The organism is Jiangella endophytica (genome assembly GCF_003427025.1).
Classification (GTDB): domain Bacteria; phylum Actinomycetota; class Actinomycetes; order Jiangellales; family Jiangellaceae; genus Jiangella; species Jiangella endophytica.
Map to the genome: position 1 here is coordinate 22,104 of NZ_QVAI01000011.1, position 18,766 is coordinate 40,869.

Sequence of the window (18,766 nt, forward strand, 5' to 3'; positions counted from 1 at the left end):
GCGGTGCTCGCCGCCTCGGCCGCCATCGGTCAGCTCGCCAGCTCGCGCAGGCGCGGCAGCACGTTCTCGCCGATGAGCTTGATGGTGGCCACCGGGTCGTTGCTGGCCACCTGGATCGAGACCCACTCCGCGTCGATCTGCTCGACCAGCGGACGGTACGCCTCCACCAGCGCGTCGGCGTCGGATACCAGCGTGTAGCTGCCGAGCACCTCCGCGCGGTCCATCGCGTCGGCCCGCTCGCGCAGAACGGCGGGGTCGGCCGCTTCCAGCCGGCCCGGTGCGCGCAGGCCGCGCATCGGCCCGAGCGCCCGCCAGGCCTCCTCCTCGTCGCCGGCCAGGACGGTCCACCGGGTGGCCAGGATCCGCGGGTCGTGGTTGCCGCGCTCGGCGGCCGCGGCCCGGAACGGCTCGATGACCTTGGCGATGGTGTCCTGCGGGTTCTTGACGCTGGTGATGAGGCCGTCGGCGTTGGCACCTGCGAACGCGGCCGACTTCGGCCCGCCGGCCGCGAGCAGCGTCGGCACCTTGGACGTCGGCGGGCTGTAGAGCTTGGCGGTGGTCGTCTTGTAGTACTCGCCGGCGAAGTCCAGCTTCTCACCGTCATGCAGCCGGCGGATGATCTCCAGCGCCTCGCGCATGCGGCCCATCCGCTCGCCGTAGCCGGGGAACTCCCACCCGAGCGGCGTCTCGTTGATGGCCTCGCCGCTACCGACGCCCAGCAGCAGCCGGCCGCCGGACAGCCGCTGGACGGTGGCCGAGGCCTGGGCGACCAGGCCGGGGTGGTAGTGGAACAGCGGGCAGGTGACAGACGTACCGAGCTCGACCCGCTCGGTGCGGGCCGCCACCGTGCCCAGCCAGCTCCACACGAAGCCCGCGGCGGACGTGTCGTCGACCCACGGGTGGAAGTGGTCGGACCCCAGGACGGTGTCGAACCCGGCCTGCTCGGCCAGGACGGCCTGCTCGACCAGCTCCTCCGGCTGGTACGACTCGTGACTGCACAACCACGCGAACTTGACCATGCGCTCTTCCCTTCAGGCCCGGCCGACGACGATGGCCGACGGGCCCTGGTCGGCCGTACGGGCCACGACGGACAGGAACTCCGACCGGTTCGTGACGATCTTGGCCAGGCGGGTGGTGTAGTCGACGCCGACCGCCCAGCGGTACTCGCCGACGCCGTAGCCGATGAGGATCTCGCTGCCGCGAGGGCGCATCACGAGCGTGCCCGGGTAGATCGACGTGACCGGGTTCTCCAGCTCCGCGACCTCGCGCAGCGGCCCCTCGCCCGGGTGCAGCACGCCCACGTCGCCGGACCACTTGGCCGAGATGAGCTTGCGCTCGATCGGCTCGGCGAGCATCTCCCACAGCGCGGCGGTGGCCTTCGGCGCGTTCGCCTCCAGCAGCAGCGCCTCCGCGGCCACGCCGCCGGACTCCAGCCGGATCCGCTTCTCCGTCATCGTCACTCCCCCTGCTCGATCCGCACGTCAAGCGCTCCACGGTCGCGGGTGTCCTGGAGCTTCGCCGCCAGCTCGGCGGCGTTCTCGACCACGTCGCCCAGGTACGTCACCCAATGGGTGCCGGTGCTGCTGCGCGCCTGGCCCTGGCCGTAGGCGAACACCAGATAGCCGCGGACGGGGTCGTAGGCGACCATGCCCGGGTAGTACATGGAGACCTGGCCCTCGATGCCGGCCGACTCGTCACGCAACGCGGCGTCGTGCACGACGGCGCAGTTGCCGCTGCGGCTGGCGTGCACGACCCGGGTCTGCAGGGGCAGCGCGCCCAGGACCGCGGCCACGCCGTTGGGAGCGGCGGCGTCCTTCAGTTCGGCGACGGCGGTGACGCCGTCGACGGTGATCCGCAGCTTCGTCACGACTCGTCCTCCGCTCGGGTGATCGACACCTCGGTGGAACCGCCCTGCCAGGTGGCGCCGAAGGCGGCCAGCAGCTCGGCGCCGTCGCCGTCCAGCTCGGCCACCGGTGTGGCGTAGGTGCGTCCCACCGGTCCGCGCGACTCGGCCACGCCGTACGACAGGAACAGCTCGGCGACGCCGCGCGGGTTGGGCCGCACCACGATCGTGCCGGGGTAGATCGACGTCACCGGCAGTTCGATGTCGTCGAGGGCGGCGATCGGCTGGTTCGGTGTCTTGACCCACACCGCCGATCCGGCCCACCGGGCGTGCGTGATGGTGCCCTCGATCGGCAGCGACTCCCAGAAGGCGTCGGCCGTCTTCGGCGCGTCCTCGAGCAGGGTGTAACGCGCCGTGGCGTCGCCCACCCGGACTTCGATCCTCTTCATTCCCCATCCCATCGGTCGTCTCGATGTGTGCCGGCCGCGCTACGCGAACTGCGGGAGGACCTCCTTCCCGAGCAGCTGGATCTGCTCGAGCACCTGCTCCGGGGTGTTCCCGCTCGGGATGAGCCCGACGTGCTGCATGCCGGCCTGCTCGTACTCCCGCAGCCGGGCCGCGACGTCGGCCGGCGACCCGACGATGTAGGACGTCTCGGCCGACCGGCCGCGCGCCGCGCCCAGGCCTCGGGCCAGCGAGCTCTCCCACTGTTCCTGGGCCTGCGCGCGCGTCGGCGCGACGAGCACGTCGAACTGCAGACTGACGTCGATCTCGCCCGGGTCGCGGCCCACCTGGTCGCACGCCGCGCGCAGCGCCTGGATGCGCTCGGTCAGCTGCTCCGGCGTGATGTGCATGTGGATCCAGCCCGCGCCCCACCGGGCCGTGCGGCGCAGCATCTCGTCACCGGCACCGGTCATGTACAGCGGGAACGGTCGCTGCACCGGCTTGGGGAAGACCTCCGCGCCCTGGACGCTGAAGTACTCGCCGTCGTGGTCGACGACCTGCTCGGTGAGCAGTTTCTCCAGCAGCTCCAGCGACTCCTCGAGCCAGCGGCCGCGGTTGATCGTGCTGCTGAACCGGCCACGCAGGCGGTCCAGCTCGGTGCGCTTCCCGCCCAGCCCGAGGCCGAGCGCGTACCGCCCGCCGGACAGCACGTCGAGGGTGGCCACCTGCTTGGCCAGCAGGATCGGGTCGCGCAACGGCACCGTGATGGCCGACGTGACGAACCGGATCCGCTCGGTGCGGGCGGCCAGGAACGCCAGTGTCGTCTGGGCCTCGAAGAAGTTCGGCGTGGCGCGGGCCTGACCCGACAACGCCTCGTCGAAGGTGGACTGCAGGTCGTTGGCCCACAGCGAGTCGAACCCGCTCGCCTCCGCTGTCACCGCGATGTCGGTGAGCACCTGGGGCGTGGTGAACCCCGGTGGATAGACCTTGCCTTCGCGACAGTTCGGTATGGCTGCTCCGAAACGCATACGCGAGAACCTCCGTGTCTACGATTGCATCCCAATGTATACCGTCGCGCGCAATGCCGTCCAGACTCCGCCGGCATGCGCCCTCAGGCCTTGCTCAGTCGGTCTCCCAGAGCTTCAGCCGGATGTCGCGGGCCGCGGTGAAGTGCTGCCCGGCCAGCTCGGCGGCGAGCTCTCCGTTGCGTGCCTCGATGGCGTCGACCAACTGCTCGTGCTCGCGATTGGACGTCTCCCACCGGCCCGGATAGGCCAGCGTCGTCGCCGGGTAGCGGCCCAGGTGCATGCTCAGCCGGCCGAGCAGGTCGATGAGCGAGCCGTTGTGGCTGGCCCGCCAGACCAGCCGGTGGAACTCGGCGTTGACGGCCGCCTTCGTGGTGGCGTCGGCGTCGGCCAGCTTGGCCATGCGCGGGATCATCCGGCGCATCAGCAACAGGTCGTTCTGGTTACGCCGGTCGGCGGCGAACCGGGCCGCCGTGGCCTCCAGCACGATGCGGGTCTCGTAGATGTCGAGGATCTCCTCGGGGCTGCTCTCCCGCACCACCAGGCCGCGGTCGCCGCGTCGGATCAGGCCGTCCTGCTCGAGGCGGGTCAGGGCCTCGCGCACCGGCGTGCGGCTGACCTGACACCACTCGGCGAGCGTGGCCTCGACGAGCGCCTGCCCCGGCTCGAGTTCGCCGGAGAGGATCGCCTGCCGGATCTTCTCGTAGGGGTTCGGCCGGCGGTCCGGCGGCGGGAATCGTCGCTGATCGTCGCTAGGGGCCGTGACCATCGGTGCTGCCTTTCTCATGGACGTCGGCACCTGGCCCGTGATCCGCGCCCGATCCGCGACCGGTGCGGTGGCCAGGGCCGACACAGGATGAGCATTCGAGACTAGCCGATCTTGACCGATCGTCACGGCTCCAACGCGCTCCAGGTGAGGTCGCCCGAGAGCGCCCCTGACAGGAACTCGTCGATGCCGCCGAAGCTCGACCGGATGGCGTCCGGCTGGTCGGCCTGCAGGAGCGTGATCGCCGGCAGGTCCTCGGCGATGAGTGCCTGGGCCTGTGCGTAGATCCCGGCCCGCTGCCCCTGGTCCTGCGTGCGAGCGGCCTCGGCGAACAACCCGTCCAGCTCCTCGTTGCAGTAGCCGGTCGGGTTGTTGAACGCCAGCTTGTTCGGGTTGCACTTGTAGACCCGCCCGATGCCGAACTCCGGGTCCGGACGCGTGTCGAGGGAGAGCAGGTTGGTGCCGAAGTCCTGCTGGACGAAGAGCGCGTCGCTGTTGACCGTCGCCTCGTCCTGGGTGGGCTCGGCCTGCACCCCGATCGCTCGCCAGTTGTCGGCGATGATCGCGGCCAGCGCCTGTGTGTACGGCTGGGTGGCCACGTAGCGGAGCCGGACGCTGAACCGGGTGCCGTCGCTCTGCTCCGGGTACCCCGCCTGGTCCAGCAGCGCGGCGGCCGCGTCGGGGTCGTAGCCGTAGGTGTCCAGGTAGTCGACCCCGGTGTCGGTGGCCCAGAGCCCCGTCGGGAACGACCCCGCCGCCGGATCGGTGAAGTCCGGGTCCGCCGACTTCGACATCAGGTCGCGGTCCAGCGCCATGAACAGCGCCTTGCGCACGTCCGGGTCGCCCAGCGGCTCCTCGTTCTGGTTGAGCCACATGGTCATGAACGTCGCCGAGACCCGGCCGTTCTGCAGGGTGATCTCGTCGTTGCCGTCCAGTGCCTTGACGATGGTGTCGTCGACGTCGAACTTGTTGATGTAGTCGATCTCACCGCTGACCAGGGCGTTGGCGCGCGAGTTGCTGTCCGGGATCACCTTGTAGATCAGCCGGTCGATGGCCGGCGCGCCGTCCCAGTAGTCCGGGTTGGCCGTCAGGGTGATGGTGTCGCCGCTCCAGCTGTCGAACACGTAGGGGCCGGTGCCCACCGGGGCGCGGTTGTTCGGGTTCGTCAGCAGGTCGGTGCCCGCGTAGATGTGCTCGGGCTGGATGCTGAAGTCCTGCGGTCCCAGCGCCAGCAGCAGCGGCGCCAGCGGCTGCTTCAGGGTGACGACGACGGTCGCGTCGTCCGGCGCCGCGACGGAGGCGATGGTGCTGGTCAGCACGGCGCCGGTCGGCGACAGCGGCAGCACCTCCTGGAAGCTGAAGACGACGTCGGCCGACGTGAACGGCTCACCGTCGTGCCAGGTGACGCCCTGGCGCAGGTGGAAGGTGTAGGTCAGGCCGTCGTCGGAGATGTCCCACGACTCCGCCAACGCCGGCACGACGTCCTTGTCCTTCGTGGTGCGCACCAGGCCCTCGGCGACGGCCAGGCCGACGGTGGCCGTGAGGGCGTCGGAGGTGAAGCTGCGCACCAGCATCTCCGGCTGGCTGGCCAGGCCGGTGACGAACGTGGTCTCCTCGCCGCTGCCGCCACCGGTGGAATCGGTGCCGGTGCCGCCGCAGGCGGCCAGTAGCAGCGCCGTGGCCGCGATGGCCGGCACGATGCCGGCCCGCCGCGCGAACGTGATGGTCATGATCTGTCACTCTCTGCCGCACCGACGGTGCGGCGGTCATGGGCCGGCGGCGAAGCCGGCGACTCGGACAGCAGATGACATGCCGCCAGTCCGTGGTTCGGGACGGGCAGCAACGGGGGGTCGACCCTCGCGCAGATCTCCATGGCGGACGGGCAGCGCGGGTGGAACCGGCAGCCGCTCGGCGGGGCGAGGGCTGACGGCGGGTCGCCGGCGAGGGTGCGCCGGGACGGTGCGGAGCCACCCCGCCGGATCCGCGGCGTCGCGGCCAGCAGGGCCTGGGTGTAGGGGTGCCGGGGCGACCGGAAGATCCGTTCCGTCGGCCCCTGCTCGACGATGCGGCCGAGGTACATGACCGCGACGTCCTGGGCGGTCGAGGCGACGACCGACAGGTCGTGCGTGATGAGGAGCACGCTGATGCCGCGCTCGGCGCGGATGTCGGCGAGCAGGTTGAGGATCTGGCCCCGGATGGACACGTCCAGTGCGGAGACCGGCTCGTCGGCGATGATGACGTCGGGCTCGACGGCCAGCGCGCGGGCGATGCCGACCCGTTGCAGCTGCCCGCCGCTGAGCTCGTGCGGGCGCCGGGCCAGGAACTGGCGCCCCGGCTGCAACCCCACCTGGTCGAGCAGCCGGGCCACGTCGTCCTGGGCGGACCCGCGCGACGTGCGGCCGTACAGCGCCATCGCGCTGTGCAGCGTCTCGAAGACGCTCTTGCGGGGGTTCAGCGCGGAGCCGGGATCCTGGAAGACGGCTTGCACCTTGGGCCGGAAGCTGCGCTGGTACTCGCGTCGGCTCAGCTGGTCGATCGGCCGGCCGTGCAGCGCGACCGTGCCGGTGTCGGGCCGCAGCAGGCCGAGCGCCATCCGTGCGGTGGTGCTCTTCCCGCACCCGCTCTCCCCCACCAGCCCGAGCATCCGGGAGCGGTGCAGCTGCAGGTCGACGCCGTCGACGGCGAGCGCCTGGCCGGGTCCGCGGGACAGGACGCCGCGGCGGATGCCGTAGCGCTTGCTCACCCCGGACAGGCTGAGCACGGGTTCGCCGGTCACTGCGCCTCCCCGTCGGTGTCGGCCCGCAGCCAGCAGCGGGCGGTGCGGTCCCCGCCGAGCCGCACGACCGGCGGGTCGGTGGCGCAGCGGTCGTGGGCGTCCGGACAGCGGGACCGGAACCGGCAGCCGGTGGTGATGCTGCCCGGCGGTGGGACCACGCCCGGGATGGTGCGCACCCGTTGCTCGACCGGCTCGTCGACGTCCAGGACGCACGCGAGCAACCCCTGGGTGTAGGGGTGACCAGGTGCGTCGAAGACGGCGTCGACCGGGCCGGACTCCACGATCTGCCCGGCGTACATCACGTAGACGTACTCGCAGGTCTCGGAGACCACGCCGAGGTCGTGCGTCACCACCAGCAGCGCCATGCCACGGGCGCGGACGACGTCGGTGATGGTGTCGAGGATCTGAGCCTGCACGGTGACATCGAGCGCCGTCGTCGGCTCGTCGGCCACCAGCAGCTCGGGGTCACCGGCCAGCGCGATCGCGATGAGTACCCGCTGGCGCATGCCGCCGCTGAGCTCGTGCGGGTAGCGCCGGCGGAACGCTCGCGAGCTGTCCAGCCCGACGGAGCGGAACAGCGCCGTCACCTGCACCTCTCGCTCGCGCCGGCCCCGGGTGGCCAGCACCTCCTCGACCTGCTCGCCGACGGTCATCGTCGGATTGAGCCGGGCCAACGCGTCCTGGAACACCATCGCGATGCGACGACCGCGGTAGTCGCGCAGCTGCCGGTCGTCCAGCGCGGCGAGGTTCACGCCGTCGTAGCTCGCCTCACCGCTGACACCGTCCAGCGCCGACGGCGGGATGAACCGCAGGATGCCGCGCAGCGTCATCGACTTGCCGCATCCGCTCTCACCGACCAACGCGACGCGCTGAGCCGGCCGTACCTCGATGCTCACCTCGTCGACAGGCCTGATCACCCCGGCCGGCGTCTTCAGCGCGACCGAGAAGTCGCGAACCGCGAGTCCTGTGCTCATCGCTAACTCCGTCTCGTCGGGTGCGGTCAGAGGTGGCTGCTCGTCGGCCGCAGCGCGCGGTTGAGACCGTCGCCGACGAAATTGGCGGCGAGGACGACGAGGAAGATCACGAGGCCCGCCGGAACGCTCATCCACCACGCGGACAGGTCGCGCTGAGCCTGCTGGAGGATGTCGCCCCAGCTGAGGTTCGTCGGGTCGCCGAGGCCGAGAAACGCCAGGCCGGCCTGGAGCAGGATCGCGCTGCCCAGGTCGATGGTCGCCTGCACGATCAGCGGCGGCAGCGCGTTGGGCAGGACGTCGGAGACGATGATCCGCCGGTTGGAGTGGCCCACCGTCCGGGCCGCGGCCACCATGTCGGTCGTCATGATCCGCAGGACCTCGCCGCGCACCAGCCTGGCCATCTGCGGCCACAACGCCATCACCAGGGCCGCGCAGATGTAGGCGAGGTTGGCTCCGAGCACCGCGACGATGATCAGCGCCAGCGCGAAGCTCGGGATGACCTGGAAGACCTCGGCGATCCGCATGAGCACGGCGTCGACCCGGCCGCCGTAGAAGCCGGCGACCGCACCCACCAGCGAGCCGATCACGAGTGTGCCGAGCCCCGTGGCGAGGGCGACGATCAGCGAGACGCGGCCGCCGTGGATGAGCTGGGAGAGGATGTCCCGGCCGACGGTGTCGGTGCCCAGCAGGTGCTCGCCGCTGGGCGGCTCCAGCAGCGACTGCGAGACCGCCTGCGGATCGTAGGGCGCGATCCAGTCGGCGGCGACGGCGACCACCACGACGACGACCAGGACGACCAGCCCGGCGACGGCGGGCGGATGACCGAGGAAGCGACGCAGGGCCTGCCGGCCGCCGGGGACCGGCGGGCGGCGCCGGCCCGGCCTCCACCGCGGGCCGGACGGTGCGGGCGCGGCGTCGAGGGTGTCCGTGACGTCACGGTCGAGGCTCATGCGCGACCTCCCGCACCGGCGCCGACCCGGATCCGCGGGTCGACGAGGCCGTAGACGAGATCGGTGAGGAGGTTCACCAGCACGACCGCGACGGCGATGAGCAGGACCACCCCGATGGTCACCGCGTTGTCGCGGTTGCGGATCGACTCGTAGAGCAGCTGGCCCATGCCCGGCCAGCCGAACACCGTCTCGACCAGCACCGACCCGGCCAGGACGAAGCCGAAGCTGTACCCGATGACGGTGACGGCCGGAAGCAGCGAGTTGCGCACCACGTGCCGGCGGATGATCGTCGCCCGGCTGAACCCCTTGGCCCGCGCGGTCTCGACGTACGGCAGCGTCAGCACGTCGTGCACGCTCGTGCGCACGATGCGCGCCACCACGCCGATCTCCCGCATCGCCAGCACCAGCGCCGGCAGCAGCAGGTGCGCGAGCAGGTCGGGCAGCCGGTCGAGCCCTTCGGCGGTCGAGCGGGTGGAGTACATGCCCTGGGACGGCAGCACCGACAGCTTGATCGCGAAGACCAGCACCAGCATCTGGCCGAGCCAGAACATCGGGATCGAGAGCGAGCCGACGGCGACACCGGTGACCAGGTGATCCAGGAGCCGGGAGCGCGACACCCCGGCCCACACGCCCACGGCCACGCCGACGATCGCGGCGAACGTCATCGCGGTGACGGTCAGGATGAGCGTGTTGCCGAGCCGGTCGGCGATGAGGTCGGCCACCGGGACCCGGCCGGCCAGCGACTCGCCGAGGTTCAGCGTGAAGATCTGCTGCAGGTACTCCCAGTAGCGCACCAGCAGCGGCTGGTCGAGTCCGTAGGCCTCGGTGACCTGGGCGATGTACTCCGGCGTGGCCGGGTAGTCGCCGATGAGCGCCTGGATGGGATCTCCGGGCGCGAGCTGGAGCAGGAAGAACATCAGCGTCACCACGCCGAAGAGCAGCGGTACCGCATGAAGGAGCCGGCGTGCGGTGAAGCGGAGCATGAACACCTCGCTCTCGCCTGACGGGGGATCTCGGCTGCCGAGCGCACCCGCGTCCTGATGCGCCGTAGACCATTGCATACCGAAGTATGCGGCAGCGTACGACCGTGTCGGCGGAGCGTCAAGAGGTCTCTGCGGCCCAGCGCATCCGGCGCGCCGCCGCTTCGGCGAGCCACGGCTCGACCCCGGCGGCGGACAACGTCTTCGCGACCTCGTCGAGTTCGGCCGCCCGGCGTCGTCCGTGCTCGCGCACGCGGGACCGCAGGTAGGCCGACAGCGCCTGCCAGTCCGACGTGTCCGGAGTCCCGTCGAGGGAACTCAGCACCTCGCCGGTGACGCCGTAGTGCTCGGCGGCCGTCACGCATTCGACCACCAGCGACTCCAGGCCTTTGACCACCAGGCTGCGCAGCATCTTGACGGCCGCCGCCTGGCCGGGCTCGGCGCCGATGACCCGCAGGTTCATGCCCAGCCGCTCACCGTGGCGACGCAGATCGCCGGCGCCGCCGCCGCTGAGCAGCACCGGCACCCGATGGCCATGCGCGGGCACGGCCGCCATCACGGCGCCGTCGGCGAACCGGGCGCCGGTGGGCTCGACCACGGCGGCCACCCGCCGTTTGGTGTCCGGGCCGGCGGAGTTCCAGTCGGCGTAGAGGTGCCCGGGCCGCAGCTCACCGGTGATCTCCTCCGCCACCGCGACAGCGGACGAGCCGCTGGTGAGGGCGATGAGGATGTCGCATCGCGCGGCAAGCTCCGCCATAGTGCCGACCAGCGTGACGTCGCCGGCCGCGGCGCGCCGGCGTACTGCGGCGTCGCCGGACCGGACGTCGAACGCATACAGCCCCACGGCGGACGCGGACAGGCCGGCGGCGATGGCACCGGCGGCCTCGCCCAGACCGACGAAACCCCACCGGACGACGTCATGCGCGAACTCCATGGAAGTCCCTCCCACCGGCCACACCTGGTCGGACACCATGGCATACCGACGTACACCTGGAAAGGCCCCTTCGTGCCCGGCTGTGACGGGAGGACCGCACTGCCGCGGCGCCCCGGTGCAGCCCTCTCAGCCCACCGGGACGCCGACGGCAGCAGTCCAGGACGTCAACGGGCCGCCGCCCGGGCCGTCGTCGAGAGGACATGGTCTGCCTTGCCAAGGCAGGCCACCGACGCACACCTCGAGGACCAGCGCGCCGAACACGCGCTCCTTCATCGCTCACGACCACGAGAGATCATTCGGACGCACTCATCGAGGAGGCGCCTCCCGAGGCCGGCGGAAAGTGCTCGTCAGCACGCACTTCCGTGATCATCAACGATCCAACCACCCATAGGGGGTCGAATCCTGGATGATCATGAGACCTAGACGGTCACCCGTCGCAGCGGGCCGGAACACACCCACGAGCAGGCGGAACTGGTCTGGGACGTCACCGGCACGGTGGTCGCGGTCGCCTTCGACTTCGTCACGGATGCCGCCGGTCCCGGTCATCTCCCGCTCCCCACCGACCACCGCGCCCTCGTCGTCGCCCAGGCGCTGGTCGACGATCCCGCCGACGATCGCCACCTCACCGACTGGGCCCGGCTCGCCCACGCCAGCGTGCGGACGCTCAGCCGGCTGTTCGTGCACCAGACCGGGCTCACCTTCGCCCGCGTGGCGCTCGGAGCTGCGGTTGCGCCACTCGCTGGCGCTGCTGGCCGACGGCCACCCGATCGCGGCCGTCGCCGAACGCGTCGGCCACGACTCCACCAGCGCCTGCTCCGCGGCGTTCCGGCGCCCCCTCGGCCGATCCCCCGGCGCCTGCGCCCAGCCGCGCATCTCCGTCACCCCGGGACGGCCGTCCGCGCGTTGACGGACGCGGCCCGGTCAGCGCCGCCCGGTGCCGCCGATCGGGGTGGCCGCACCGGCGAACGGATCCAGCTGGATGTACGCGGCCGTGGGGTTCGCGTCGTGCACGAGGGACTCGTGGTTGCCGACGTCGTCGAAGGCGAACGCGTAGGCCCGGCCGTCGGCCATCTGCGCGTGGATGTGCTTGGCGTAGTGGTTGGTCACGGCGTCCTGGTAGAACGCGCCACCGTCAGGGTCGGGCTGCTGCGAGTTGACCAGCAGCGTGGACCGGTTGAACCCGGCGCACAGGGTCCGCGCGATCGCCCCGACGTCGTCGTTGGGGGCGGCGAGGTCGCGGTGGCACCCCAGGATCGAGTCGCTCGAGGGCCGGTTGAACGTGGTGACGACAGCACCGGCCGCGTCGGTGATCGTCATGACGTCGCCCGAGACTCGTCCGGAGAACACCCGGCCCGGCTCGTGGGCGTAGGGCCGGACGGTCAGGGTCTCGGCGCCGTACCGGGCCCAGACCTGATCGACGTAGGAGGCGAGCACGTCCGGGTCGAGCTGCCCGTTCCCCACCGCGTGCCCGGGCGACAGGACGCGCAGCACGGAGCCGTCCGCCGCGTTCTGCGCCAGGCCGCCCCACCCGGGGGTCGCCGCCAGGGCGGAGACCACGGCGGCGAAACCGTCCGGCTCGAGCATGCCGGTCCCGGCCACCGAGCCGTCCGGGCGACGCAGGCCGGTCTGGTACGGCGCGGAGAAGAAGTCGACCTGCGTGCTGTTGATCCACAGCCCGGAGTCGTTGAGGGTGTACTCGGTCCAGTTGAACAGGATGTCGCGATTCGGGTCGGTCGGGTTCTGCACCGCCGGCTGGACGAGCCGGCCGTCATCGACCACCTTGAAGACGAGCTTCCGGCCGTAGGAGAAGTAGACGCGTCCGGACAGCGGCGGCAGCGCGATGGTGATCGACTGCCCGTCGGCCGGCCCCGGGATCGACGCGTCCGGAGCATCGACCGGGACCTCGCCGACAGCGGGCCACGGGTGGAACGTGCCGGCGGCGTCGGCGTACCCGAGCCGGCCGTCCCGCTCCCCGAGGACGTAGACGTAGACGGGATCGCCACGGCCGGAGTCGTTGGTGATCGTGAGCGGGACGGCCTCGGCGGCGGCCGCGGGTGCCGCGGCGATCGATCCGGACGCGACGACGGCGAATGCGGCGAGAGCGCTGGCGAGCTTCCTCATGGCGGACGACGAGCCTCCTCCGGGCTTCCAGAGGTCCCGGCGGCCGTCCGCCGGACACCTCACCCGGCCGTGACAATATTGGAAAGCTTCCTTTCTGTAAACCCTCTTGTCATATCCGACGCTGCGAGTGCCCCGGGTTCAGCGACGCGGTTCCCACCGGAACATCCGGCCGGCCAGGGCGACGGCGACGACGACCCAGCTCAGCGTCGGCGCCAGGAGCAGCAGCGAGTCGCCGAGCGCCACCCCGCCGTTCCAGGCGTTGACGACCAGCTCGGTCGCGGCGCCGCCCGGCAGCAGCCGCTTGAGGGTCGCGAGGTCCTCGGTGCCGGCGATACCGACCCAGCTGGCGACGGCGATGACGCCGAGGCTGACCGGCAGCGTGGTCACCTGGGCGTGCTCGGGTGAGTTCGTCAGACCGGCGGTGGCCAGGCCGAGGCCCAGCATCATCGCCACCATCGCCAGTACCGCAACGGCCAGCAGGAGCACGTTGTCCGGCGATCCGGCGACGGCGGACAGGACGATCAGGATGACGACCACCTGGATCAGCGAGATCACGGTGATCGGCAGGAGCAGCCCGGAGATGATGCCGGTGTCGCTCTCCGCGGTCGAGCGCAGGCGCTTGAGGAAGAGGTTCTGCCGCCGCGACGCCAGGGTCGTGACGGTGGTGGCGTAGAGACCGAACGCCCCGACGGTGAACATCACGATCGCCGCGATGTAGCCGAGGCTCGCCAGGTCGGCGAAGACCTCGTGCTGGTAGACGAAGTACGTGCTCACGGCGACGGGCATGACGAGACTGGTGACCAGAACCAGCCGGTTCCGGAAGATCTGGATCAGCTCGCTGAGAGCGATCGAGAGCATGACTGTGGTGTCCTTTCGTCCTGACGGGTGCGGTGTGGTCAGTTCTCGCCGATGGCGCGGAAGACGTCGTCGAGCCGGGTCGGGCCGGCCTGCAGCTCCCGCAGTTCCACGTCGTGGTCGTGGGCCCAGTCGAGCAGGACCCGCAGGTCCTGTTGCAGGCTGAACGTCTCGACGACGAGGGCGCCGCCCGCCGCCCGGGTGGTTCGCACCGGCGGTGCCGGCGCGAAGTCAGGCAGCGCGAAGCGGATCACCGCAGGAAGCGTCTGGGTCAGCTCCACGACGGTGCCCTCGCGGTGAAAGGTCCCCTCGTGCATGAGCCCGATGCGGTCGGCCCGCTGCTGGGCCTCCTCCAGGTAGTGCGTGGTGAGCACGATGGTGGAGCCCTCCTCGCGCAGCTTGTCCACCGACGCCCACAACGCATCCCTGGACTGGATGTCCAGGCCCGTCGTCGGCTCGTCCAGGAACACCAGCTCAGGTGCGCCGTAGATGGCGGTGGCGAAGTCCAGCCGCCGCTTCTCGCCGCCGGACAGCTGCGACACCTTGGTGCCCGCCTTGCGGGTCAGGCCCGCGACGTCGAGCACGCGCCCGACGTCGTCCGCGCGCCGGGTGAGCCGGCCGATGAGCCGGACCGACTCACGGACCGTCAGGTCCGGGCTGAACCCGCTCTCCTGCAGCATGATGCCCATCCGCGGGCGTACGGCGCCGCGGTCGTCCGGGCTCTGCCCGAAGACGCGGACCGTGCCCGACGACGCCGGCCGGTGCCCCTCGACGACCTCCAGCGTCGACGTCTTGCCGGCGCCGTTGGTGCCGAGCAGCGCGTAGAGCTCGCCGCGTCGCACCTGGAAGGACAGGTCCTTCACGGCGTGGAAGTCGCCGTAGCGGACGTTGAGGTTCTCGACCTCGATGACAGGTGTAGTGGACATGCTTCGATCCCACCGGCCGGGGCGAGCTTCCGGTAGTGCGCGGCGTCACGAGCGCGCCATGACATTCCTGGCCCGGGCGTATGACGCAGTGTCACTGGTGAACCAGGGGCTCGGCACGAATACTGGACGAACGATGTCCGAAGTCACCGAGGCCACGCAGGGACGGCTGCGCAGGCTCAACCTGCTCATGGTCCTCCCGGCGGTCACCGTCGGCGGCGTGCTCGCGGTGGCGCTGGACGTCGAGACCTGGCGCGACGGCGTCGTCCTGGGCCTGGGCGTCGTCGCCGCTCTGGTGGCGTTCGTGTTCTGGACGAGGGGTGAACTCGCCCGGGTCGCCGTGCCGTGCCTGGTCGTCGTCGCCGGTGTCTGGCTGTTCGGCGTGCTGGTGGCCGGCAGCGGCAAGGCGATCTTCGGCCTGTCCATCGTGGGGCCCATGGTGGTGCCCCAGCTGCGTCGTCACCGCGGCGCGGCCGCCGTCGTCCTGATCGTCTTCGTCGCGCTCGTCGGAGCGGCCCGGTTCCTGGTGACGCAGGACGACCCGCGTGACGTGCTGATCGAGTACGTCATCCTCCCCACCGGCGTCACCGCCATCGTGACCGGGCTGATGTTCCCCAACAAGCGGTTCTACGACGTCGTCGAGGAGCTCGAGGAGTCGCGCCGGCGCGATGCGGAGCTCGCCGTCGTGCGTGAGCGCATGCGCTTCGCCAGCGACCTGCACGACATCCAGGGCCACACGCTGCACGTCGTGAAGCTCAAGGTCGCACTCGCGCAGAAGCTGGTCCATCGCGACGCCGGCCGCGCCGAGCAGGAGCTGCGCGAGATCCACGCCCTGGTCAGCGACACCATCACGCAGACCAAGGAGCTCGTCTACGCCCAACGCCGCCTCAACCTCAGCGCGGAGATGGAGAACGCGAAGAACCTCTTCGAGGCCGCCGGCATCGACGTGCGGATCGACCGCGACGGCGACGTCGATCCACGCGCGAACGAGCTGCTCGGTCAGGTGCTGCGCGAGACGACGACCAACATCCTGCGGCACGCGCAGGCCCGGCAGGTCCGGATCACGCTCACCCCGTCCGGCATCGCCATCGCCAACGACGGCGCGCCGGAGTCGCCGCTGCCGGAGCTCAGCGGGCTCGCCGCGCTCAGGGAACGCGTGGCCGACGGCGGCGGCGAACTGACCGTGGAGCAGCGCGACGGACGTTTCCTGACCGCCGCGGCGTTCCCCCGACAGGCGCCCGAGACACAGGAGGTTCGATGACGACCGTCGTGCTGGCCGACGACGAGGCGCTCCTGCGCAAGGCGCTGGCCGCGCTGCTGCCGCTGGAGGGCGACGTCACCGTCGTCGCCGAGGCCGAGAACGGCGAGGACGCCGTCAGCGCGACGCTGCGGCACCAGCCCGACGTGCTCGTCATCGACCTGGAGATGCCCGGCGTCGACGGACTCGGCGCCGTCTCGGCGATCCGCCGGGTCCGGCCCGGCCAGGTGATCCTCATGCTGACCCGGCACGCCCGGCCCGGGGTGCTGCGCAAGGCGCTGAAACTGGGCGTCCAGGGATTCGTCAGCAAGTCCGCGGAGCCGGCGCACATCACGTCCGTCATCGCGACCCTCGACGCGGGCCGGCGCTGGATCGACCCGGACGTCTCCGCGCTGGCCCTCGTCGACGACTGCCCGCTCACCGACCGCGAGATCGACGTCCTGCGCGCCACGGCCGACGGCTACTCCGCCGCCGACATCGCCGGTCAGCTGCACCTCGCCGAGGGCACCGTCCGCAACTACCTCTCCAACGCGATGCAGAAGACCCAGACGCAGACCCGGCACGAGGCGGCGCGTTACGCCCGCGAGCACGACTGGCTCTGACCCGGTCACGTCCCGGGCTGCTGGGCGCGGCGGCGCGCGAGGGCGTCGATGGCGTAGGCGTACCCGTCGGGCCCCATGCCGGCGATGACGCCGATGGCCACGGGCGCCAGGTAGGAACGGCCGCGGAACGCCTCCCGCGCGTGCACGTTGGACAGGTGCACCTCGATCACGGGCAGCGACACCCCGCTGACCGCGTCACGCAGCGCGATCGAGGTGTGGGTGTAGGCGCCGAGGTTCAGCACGGCGCCCAGGCTCACGCCCGCGGCGGTCTCCCGGCCGGCCTCGTGCACCCAGTCGATCAGCTCGCCCTCGTGGTTGGACTGCCGGACGTCCGCCTCGACGCCCAGGGCCGCGGCGGCCGCCTCGCACCGCCGGCGGAGGTCGTCGAGCGTGCCGGTGCCGTAGAGGCCGGGTTCCCGGGTGCCGAGCAGGTTGAGGTTCGGCCCGTTGAGGACGTGGACCTTCGTGGCGGCCGCGGTCATCGCCGACCCAATCGCTGGTCGTGCACGTGCTGCGCGGCCAGCCGGACGGCCGCGTTGGGGGCGCCGTACCCGTCGTAGCCGCCGCGTCGCTGCGTCACCTCGAAGAACACGCCTCCGATCGTCTCGGTGTAGAAGTGCAGGAAGTCGCCGTTCTCGTCGCGGTCGTAGAGCACTCCGAGTTCGCGCATCTCCTCCACCAGGCCGGCCGGCAGGTCGAACCGCGCGGCGAGGTCGTCGTAGTAGTTGCCGGGGATCGGCAGCGAGCGCAGGCCGCGGGCCCGGGCCGTGCGCGCCGCGAGCATGACGTCGGAGCTGGCGAAGGCCACGTGCTGCGGGAACCCGCGCGGGTGGTCGTACGCGAGCGGCGCGACGTTCAGGGCCAGCCGGACGGCTCCGTTCTCGCCGCGGATCACCTGGCTGCGCACCAGGCCCGTCGGCGCGGCGACGTCCTGGGAGCTGCCGGAGCGCAGGGCGAGCACGCTGCTGTAGAAGAGGACGGCTTCGTCGAAGGACTGCCACGGCTCGGCGAGGTTCACGTGGTCGATGCCGGTCAGCAGCGGTTCCTCGGCGCCGACGCCGGCGTCGTCGCTCTCGAACTCCGCGACCCACGCCGGCTCGCCGTCGCCCGCTCCGGAGAGGAACACCTCGGTGCCGTCGGGCGCGCGGAACGCCGGCAGCGGCTGCTCGCCGGCGTAGGTGCGGCGGAAGACGGGCGGCGCCTCGAGCTCGCCGGCCCGCTGCGTGGCGGCCTTCGGGTCGGTCACCTCGAAGCCGACCGCGGCCAGCGTCGGCGGCCACTCCCGCGCGAGGTTCTCGTTGCACACGACCCGGGCCGGACCGTGCGCCCACAGCCGGACGGGTTTGCTGCGGTGCCGGCCGCGGAACGTGAAGCCCAGCTGCCGCAACAGGGTGTCGACCTCGCCGGCGTCCTCCGCCTTCACCTCGACGAAGTCGAAGCCGGTGGGCTGGTCCACGTCAGGCAGCCGCTCGGGCCCGCCCGGCCGGGACAGCCGGCCGGACCTCCGGGCCACCTGGTCCTCGAGCCAGCGCAGCGACCGTTTGGCCTGCTGGGCGGTCCGCAGCACGTCGGTCTGGCGGAAGGTGTCGTTGAACACCTCCAGCGACAGCGGACCCCGGTAGCCGGCCGCGAGCACGTGCCCGACGAACCGGGAGAGGTCGAAGGCGCCCTCGCCGGGGAACAACCGGTGGTGCCGGCTCCACGAGAGGACGTCCATGGTGAGCGCCGGCGCGTCGGCGAGCTGGAGGAAGAAGATCTTCTCGCCGGGGATGTCCTCGATGGCGGCGGGGTCGTGGCCCCGCGACAGGATGTGGAAGCTGTCCAGGCAGACGCCCACGTTGGGGTGATCGGCCAGCTCCGTGATCCGCCAGGCGCGCCGGTAGTCGTCGACGTAGCGGCCCCAGGCCAGGGCCTCGAACGCCAGCCGGACGCCGTACGGCGCTGCCTCATCGCCGAGCCGGCGCAGCTGCGCCGCCGAGTGCTCGTCGTCGTCGACGGTGGCGGTCGCGACGTTGCTGCACACCAGCATCGTGTCGATGCCGAGCCGGCGCATCAGGCGGAACTTGGACCGCGCGCGGTGCAGCACCGCCGCGAACGACTCGTCGCTGACGCCCTCGGCGTCGCGGAACGGCTGGTAGAGGTCGAGGGAGAGCCCGAGCCGGTGGGCCAGGGCGGCGATCTCCTCCGGGCTCTCCGGAGCCGCGACGAGATCGGGTTCGAAGATCTCCACGCCGTCGAAGCCGGCCTCGGCGCAGGCGTGCAGCTTCTGCGTCAGGGTCCCGCTCAGGCAGACGGTGGCGATGGACGTGCGCACG

Annotated in this window: 21 protein-coding genes; 3 read left to right on the forward strand and 18 right to left on the reverse strand. The window is 71.4% G+C overall.

Going from position 1 to position 18,766, the window contains the following annotated elements; translation table 11 throughout:
- Window positions 1–29: 29 nt before the first annotated feature.
- The 13 genes from DZA62_RS21115 to DZA62_RS35845 form a co-directional block, all read right to left on the reverse strand.
- Window positions 30–1,019, reverse strand: a complete 990-nt coding sequence (locus DZA62_RS21115) for a TIGR03557 family F420-dependent LLM class oxidoreductase (RefSeq protein WP_116950921.1) — start codon at window positions 1,017–1,019, stop codon at window positions 30–32.
- 12 nt (window positions 1,020–1,031) lie between these two features.
- Window positions 1,032–1,454 (reverse strand): DUF3830 family protein, encoded by a 423-nt coding sequence (locus DZA62_RS21120; RefSeq protein ID WP_116950922.1) that lies wholly within the window; start codon window positions 1,452–1,454, stop codon window positions 1,032–1,034.
- 2 nt (window positions 1,455–1,456) lie between these two features.
- Window positions 1,457–1,867, reverse strand: a complete 411-nt coding sequence (locus tag DZA62_RS21125; protein ID WP_157987808.1) for a DUF3830 family protein — start codon at window positions 1,865–1,867, stop codon at window positions 1,457–1,459.
- The gene (locus DZA62_RS21130) at window positions 1,864–2,292 is read right to left on the reverse strand and encodes a DUF3830 family protein (protein ID WP_157987809.1); all 429 of its coding nucleotides are present in this window, start codon (window positions 2,290–2,292) and stop codon (window positions 1,864–1,866) included. Before DZA62_RS21130 ends, DZA62_RS21125 begins: the two co-directional genes overlap by 4 nt.
- Before the next feature lie 39 nt (window positions 2,293–2,331).
- Window positions 2,332–3,315 carry an LLM class flavin-dependent oxidoreductase gene (locus DZA62_RS21135; protein ID WP_116950924.1) on the reverse strand — a complete coding sequence of 328 codons (984 nt, stop codon included), beginning with the start codon at window positions 3,313–3,315 and terminating at the stop codon, window positions 2,332–2,334.
- Window positions 3,316–3,409: 94 nt separating this feature from the next.
- Window positions 3,410–4,081: a GntR family transcriptional regulator gene (locus DZA62_RS21140; RefSeq protein WP_157987810.1), complete on the reverse strand. Its 672-nt coding sequence runs from the start codon at window positions 4,079–4,081 to the stop codon at window positions 3,410–3,412.
- 122 nt (window positions 4,082–4,203) lie between these two features.
- Window positions 4,204–5,808 carry an ABC transporter substrate-binding protein gene (locus tag DZA62_RS21145; RefSeq protein ID WP_116950926.1) on the reverse strand — a complete coding sequence of 535 codons (1,605 nt, stop codon included), beginning with the start codon at window positions 5,806–5,808 and terminating at the stop codon, window positions 4,204–4,206.
- The gene (locus tag DZA62_RS21150) at window positions 5,805–6,854 is read right to left on the reverse strand and encodes an ABC transporter ATP-binding protein (protein WP_116950927.1); all 1,050 of its coding nucleotides are present in this window, start codon (window positions 6,852–6,854) and stop codon (window positions 5,805–5,807) included. The genes DZA62_RS21145 and DZA62_RS21150 overlap by 4 nt, the downstream gene beginning before the upstream one ends.
- Window positions 6,851–7,828, reverse strand: a complete 978-nt coding sequence (locus tag DZA62_RS21155) for an ABC transporter ATP-binding protein (RefSeq protein WP_116950928.1) — start codon at window positions 7,826–7,828, stop codon at window positions 6,851–6,853. The genes DZA62_RS21150 and DZA62_RS21155 overlap by 4 nt, the downstream gene beginning before the upstream one ends.
- Window positions 7,829–7,854: 26 nt before the next feature.
- Window positions 7,855–8,778, reverse strand: coding sequence for an ABC transporter permease (locus DZA62_RS21160; RefSeq protein WP_116950929.1), 924 nt, complete (start codon window positions 8,776–8,778; stop codon window positions 7,855–7,857).
- Window positions 8,775–9,761 (reverse strand): ABC transporter permease, encoded by a 987-nt coding sequence (locus DZA62_RS21165; RefSeq protein ID WP_157987811.1) that lies wholly within the window; start codon window positions 9,759–9,761, stop codon window positions 8,775–8,777. The genes DZA62_RS21160 and DZA62_RS21165 overlap by 4 nt, the downstream gene beginning before the upstream one ends.
- 118 nt (window positions 9,762–9,879) lie before the next feature.
- Window positions 9,880–10,692: a DUF1932 domain-containing protein gene (locus tag DZA62_RS21170; RefSeq protein WP_198664035.1), complete on the reverse strand. Its 813-nt coding sequence runs from the start codon at window positions 10,690–10,692 to the stop codon at window positions 9,880–9,882.
- A gap of 369 nt (window positions 10,693–11,061) precedes the next feature.
- The gene (locus DZA62_RS35845; protein WP_157987812.1) at window positions 11,062–11,313 is read right to left on the reverse strand and encodes a hypothetical protein; all 252 of its coding nucleotides are present in this window, start codon (window positions 11,311–11,313) and stop codon (window positions 11,062–11,064) included.
- On the opposite strand from DZA62_RS35845, the gene DZA62_RS37425 reads away from it, so the two are divergent.
- Window positions 11,219–11,599 (forward strand): helix-turn-helix domain-containing protein, encoded by a 381-nt coding sequence (locus DZA62_RS37425; RefSeq protein WP_332871890.1) that lies wholly within the window; start codon window positions 11,219–11,221, stop codon window positions 11,597–11,599. The genes DZA62_RS35845 and DZA62_RS37425 overlap by 95 nt on opposite strands.
- 14 nt (window positions 11,600–11,613) lie before the next feature.
- On the opposite strand, the gene DZA62_RS21180 is transcribed toward DZA62_RS37425, so the two are convergent.
- The 3 genes from DZA62_RS21180 to DZA62_RS21190 all read right to left on the reverse strand — a co-directional run bounded on the left by DZA62_RS21180 (window position 11,614) and on the right by DZA62_RS21190 (window position 14,594).
- Complete coding sequence (locus DZA62_RS21180) at window positions 11,614–12,813, reverse strand: beta-1,3-glucanase family protein (protein WP_116950933.1); 1,200 nt, start codon at window positions 12,811–12,813, stop codon at window positions 11,614–11,616.
- Between the two features lie 138 nt (window positions 12,814–12,951).
- The gene (locus DZA62_RS21185) at window positions 12,952–13,671 is read right to left on the reverse strand and encodes an ABC transporter permease (RefSeq protein WP_116950934.1); all 720 of its coding nucleotides are present in this window, start codon (window positions 13,669–13,671) and stop codon (window positions 12,952–12,954) included.
- A gap of 38 nt (window positions 13,672–13,709) precedes the next feature.
- Entirely contained in the window at window positions 13,710–14,594 is an 885-nt protein-coding gene (locus DZA62_RS21190) for an ABC transporter ATP-binding protein (protein ID WP_116950935.1), read from the reverse strand.
- Window positions 14,595–14,727: 133 nt separating this feature from the next.
- On the opposite strand from DZA62_RS21190, the gene DZA62_RS21195 reads away from it, so the two are divergent.
- Complete coding sequence (locus DZA62_RS21195) at window positions 14,728–15,852, forward strand: sensor histidine kinase (RefSeq protein ID WP_116950936.1); 1,125 nt, start codon at window positions 14,728–14,730, stop codon at window positions 15,850–15,852.
- The gene (locus DZA62_RS21200) at window positions 15,849–16,451 is read left to right on the forward strand and encodes a response regulator transcription factor (protein WP_116950937.1); all 603 of its coding nucleotides are present in this window, start codon (window positions 15,849–15,851) and stop codon (window positions 16,449–16,451) included. Before DZA62_RS21195 ends, DZA62_RS21200 begins: the two co-directional genes overlap by 4 nt.
- A gap of 5 nt (window positions 16,452–16,456) precedes the next feature.
- Here the strand turns inward: DZA62_RS21200 and aroQ are convergent, their stop codons facing one another.
- A complete protein-coding gene (gene aroQ / locus DZA62_RS21205; RefSeq protein ID WP_116950938.1) occupies window positions 16,457–16,933 on the reverse strand; it encodes a type II 3-dehydroquinate dehydratase in 477 nt (158 codons plus the stop codon).
- Window positions 16,930–18,765, reverse strand: a complete 1,836-nt coding sequence (locus DZA62_RS21210) for a bifunctional sugar phosphate isomerase/epimerase/4-hydroxyphenylpyruvate dioxygenase family protein (protein WP_116950939.1) — start codon at window positions 18,763–18,765, stop codon at window positions 16,930–16,932. Before DZA62_RS21210 ends, aroQ begins: the two co-directional genes overlap by 4 nt.
- Window position 18,766 lies beyond the last annotated feature (1 nt).

What these genes read in the sequence shown, in the direction of transcription:
- DZA62_RS21140 (WP_157987810.1), bottom strand. Translation starts at nt 4,081, where the DNA reads ATGGTCACGGCCCCTAGCGACGATCAGCGACGATTCCCGCCGCCGGAC.
- DZA62_RS21190 (WP_116950935.1), bottom strand. Translation starts at nt 14,594, where the DNA reads ATGTCCACTACACCTGTCATCGAGGTCGAGAACCTCAACGTCCGCTAC.
- DZA62_RS21195 (WP_116950936.1), top strand. Translation starts at nt 14,728, where the DNA reads ATGTCCGAAGTCACCGAGGCCACGCAGGGACGGCTGCGCAGGCTCAAC.
- aroQ (WP_116950938.1), bottom strand. Translation starts at nt 16,933, where the DNA reads ATGACCGCGGCCGCCACGAAGGTCCACGTCCTCAACGGGCCGAACCTC.
- DZA62_RS21135 (WP_116950924.1), bottom strand. Translation starts at nt 3,315, where the DNA reads ATGCGTTTCGGAGCAGCCATACCGAACTGTCGCGAAGGCAAGGTCTAT.
- DZA62_RS37425 (WP_332871890.1), top strand. Translation starts at nt 11,219, where the DNA reads ATGCCGCCGGTCCCGGTCATCTCCCGCTCCCCACCGACCACCGCGCCC.
- DZA62_RS21165 (WP_157987811.1), bottom strand. Translation starts at nt 9,761, where the DNA reads ATGCTCCGCTTCACCGCACGCCGGCTCCTTCATGCGGTACCGCTGCTC.
- DZA62_RS21155 (WP_116950928.1), bottom strand. Translation starts at nt 7,828, where the DNA reads ATGAGCACAGGACTCGCGGTTCGCGACTTCTCGGTCGCGCTGAAGACG.
- DZA62_RS21160 (WP_116950929.1), bottom strand. Translation starts at nt 8,778, where the DNA reads ATGAGCCTCGACCGTGACGTCACGGACACCCTCGACGCCGCGCCCGCA.
- DZA62_RS21180 (WP_116950933.1), bottom strand. Translation starts at nt 12,813, where the DNA reads ATGAGGAAGCTCGCCAGCGCTCTCGCCGCATTCGCCGTCGTCGCGTCC.
- DZA62_RS21145 (WP_116950926.1), bottom strand. Translation starts at nt 5,808, where the DNA reads ATGACCATCACGTTCGCGCGGCGGGCCGGCATCGTGCCGGCCATCGCG.
- DZA62_RS21170 (WP_198664035.1), bottom strand. Translation starts at nt 10,692, where the DNA reads ATGGAGTTCGCGCATGACGTCGTCCGGTGGGGTTTCGTCGGTCTGGGC.
- DZA62_RS21115 (WP_116950921.1), bottom strand. Translation starts at nt 1,019, where the DNA reads ATGGTCAAGTTCGCGTGGTTGTGCAGTCACGAGTCGTACCAGCCGGAG.
- DZA62_RS21130 (WP_157987809.1), bottom strand. Translation starts at nt 2,292, where the DNA reads ATGAAGAGGATCGAAGTCCGGGTGGGCGACGCCACGGCGCGTTACACC.
- DZA62_RS21200 (WP_116950937.1), top strand. Translation starts at nt 15,849, where the DNA reads ATGACGACCGTCGTGCTGGCCGACGACGAGGCGCTCCTGCGCAAGGCG.
- DZA62_RS21185 (WP_116950934.1), bottom strand. Translation starts at nt 13,671, where the DNA reads ATGCTCTCGATCGCTCTCAGCGAGCTGATCCAGATCTTCCGGAACCGG.
- DZA62_RS21120 (WP_116950922.1), bottom strand. Translation starts at nt 1,454, where the DNA reads ATGACGGAGAAGCGGATCCGGCTGGAGTCCGGCGGCGTGGCCGCGGAG.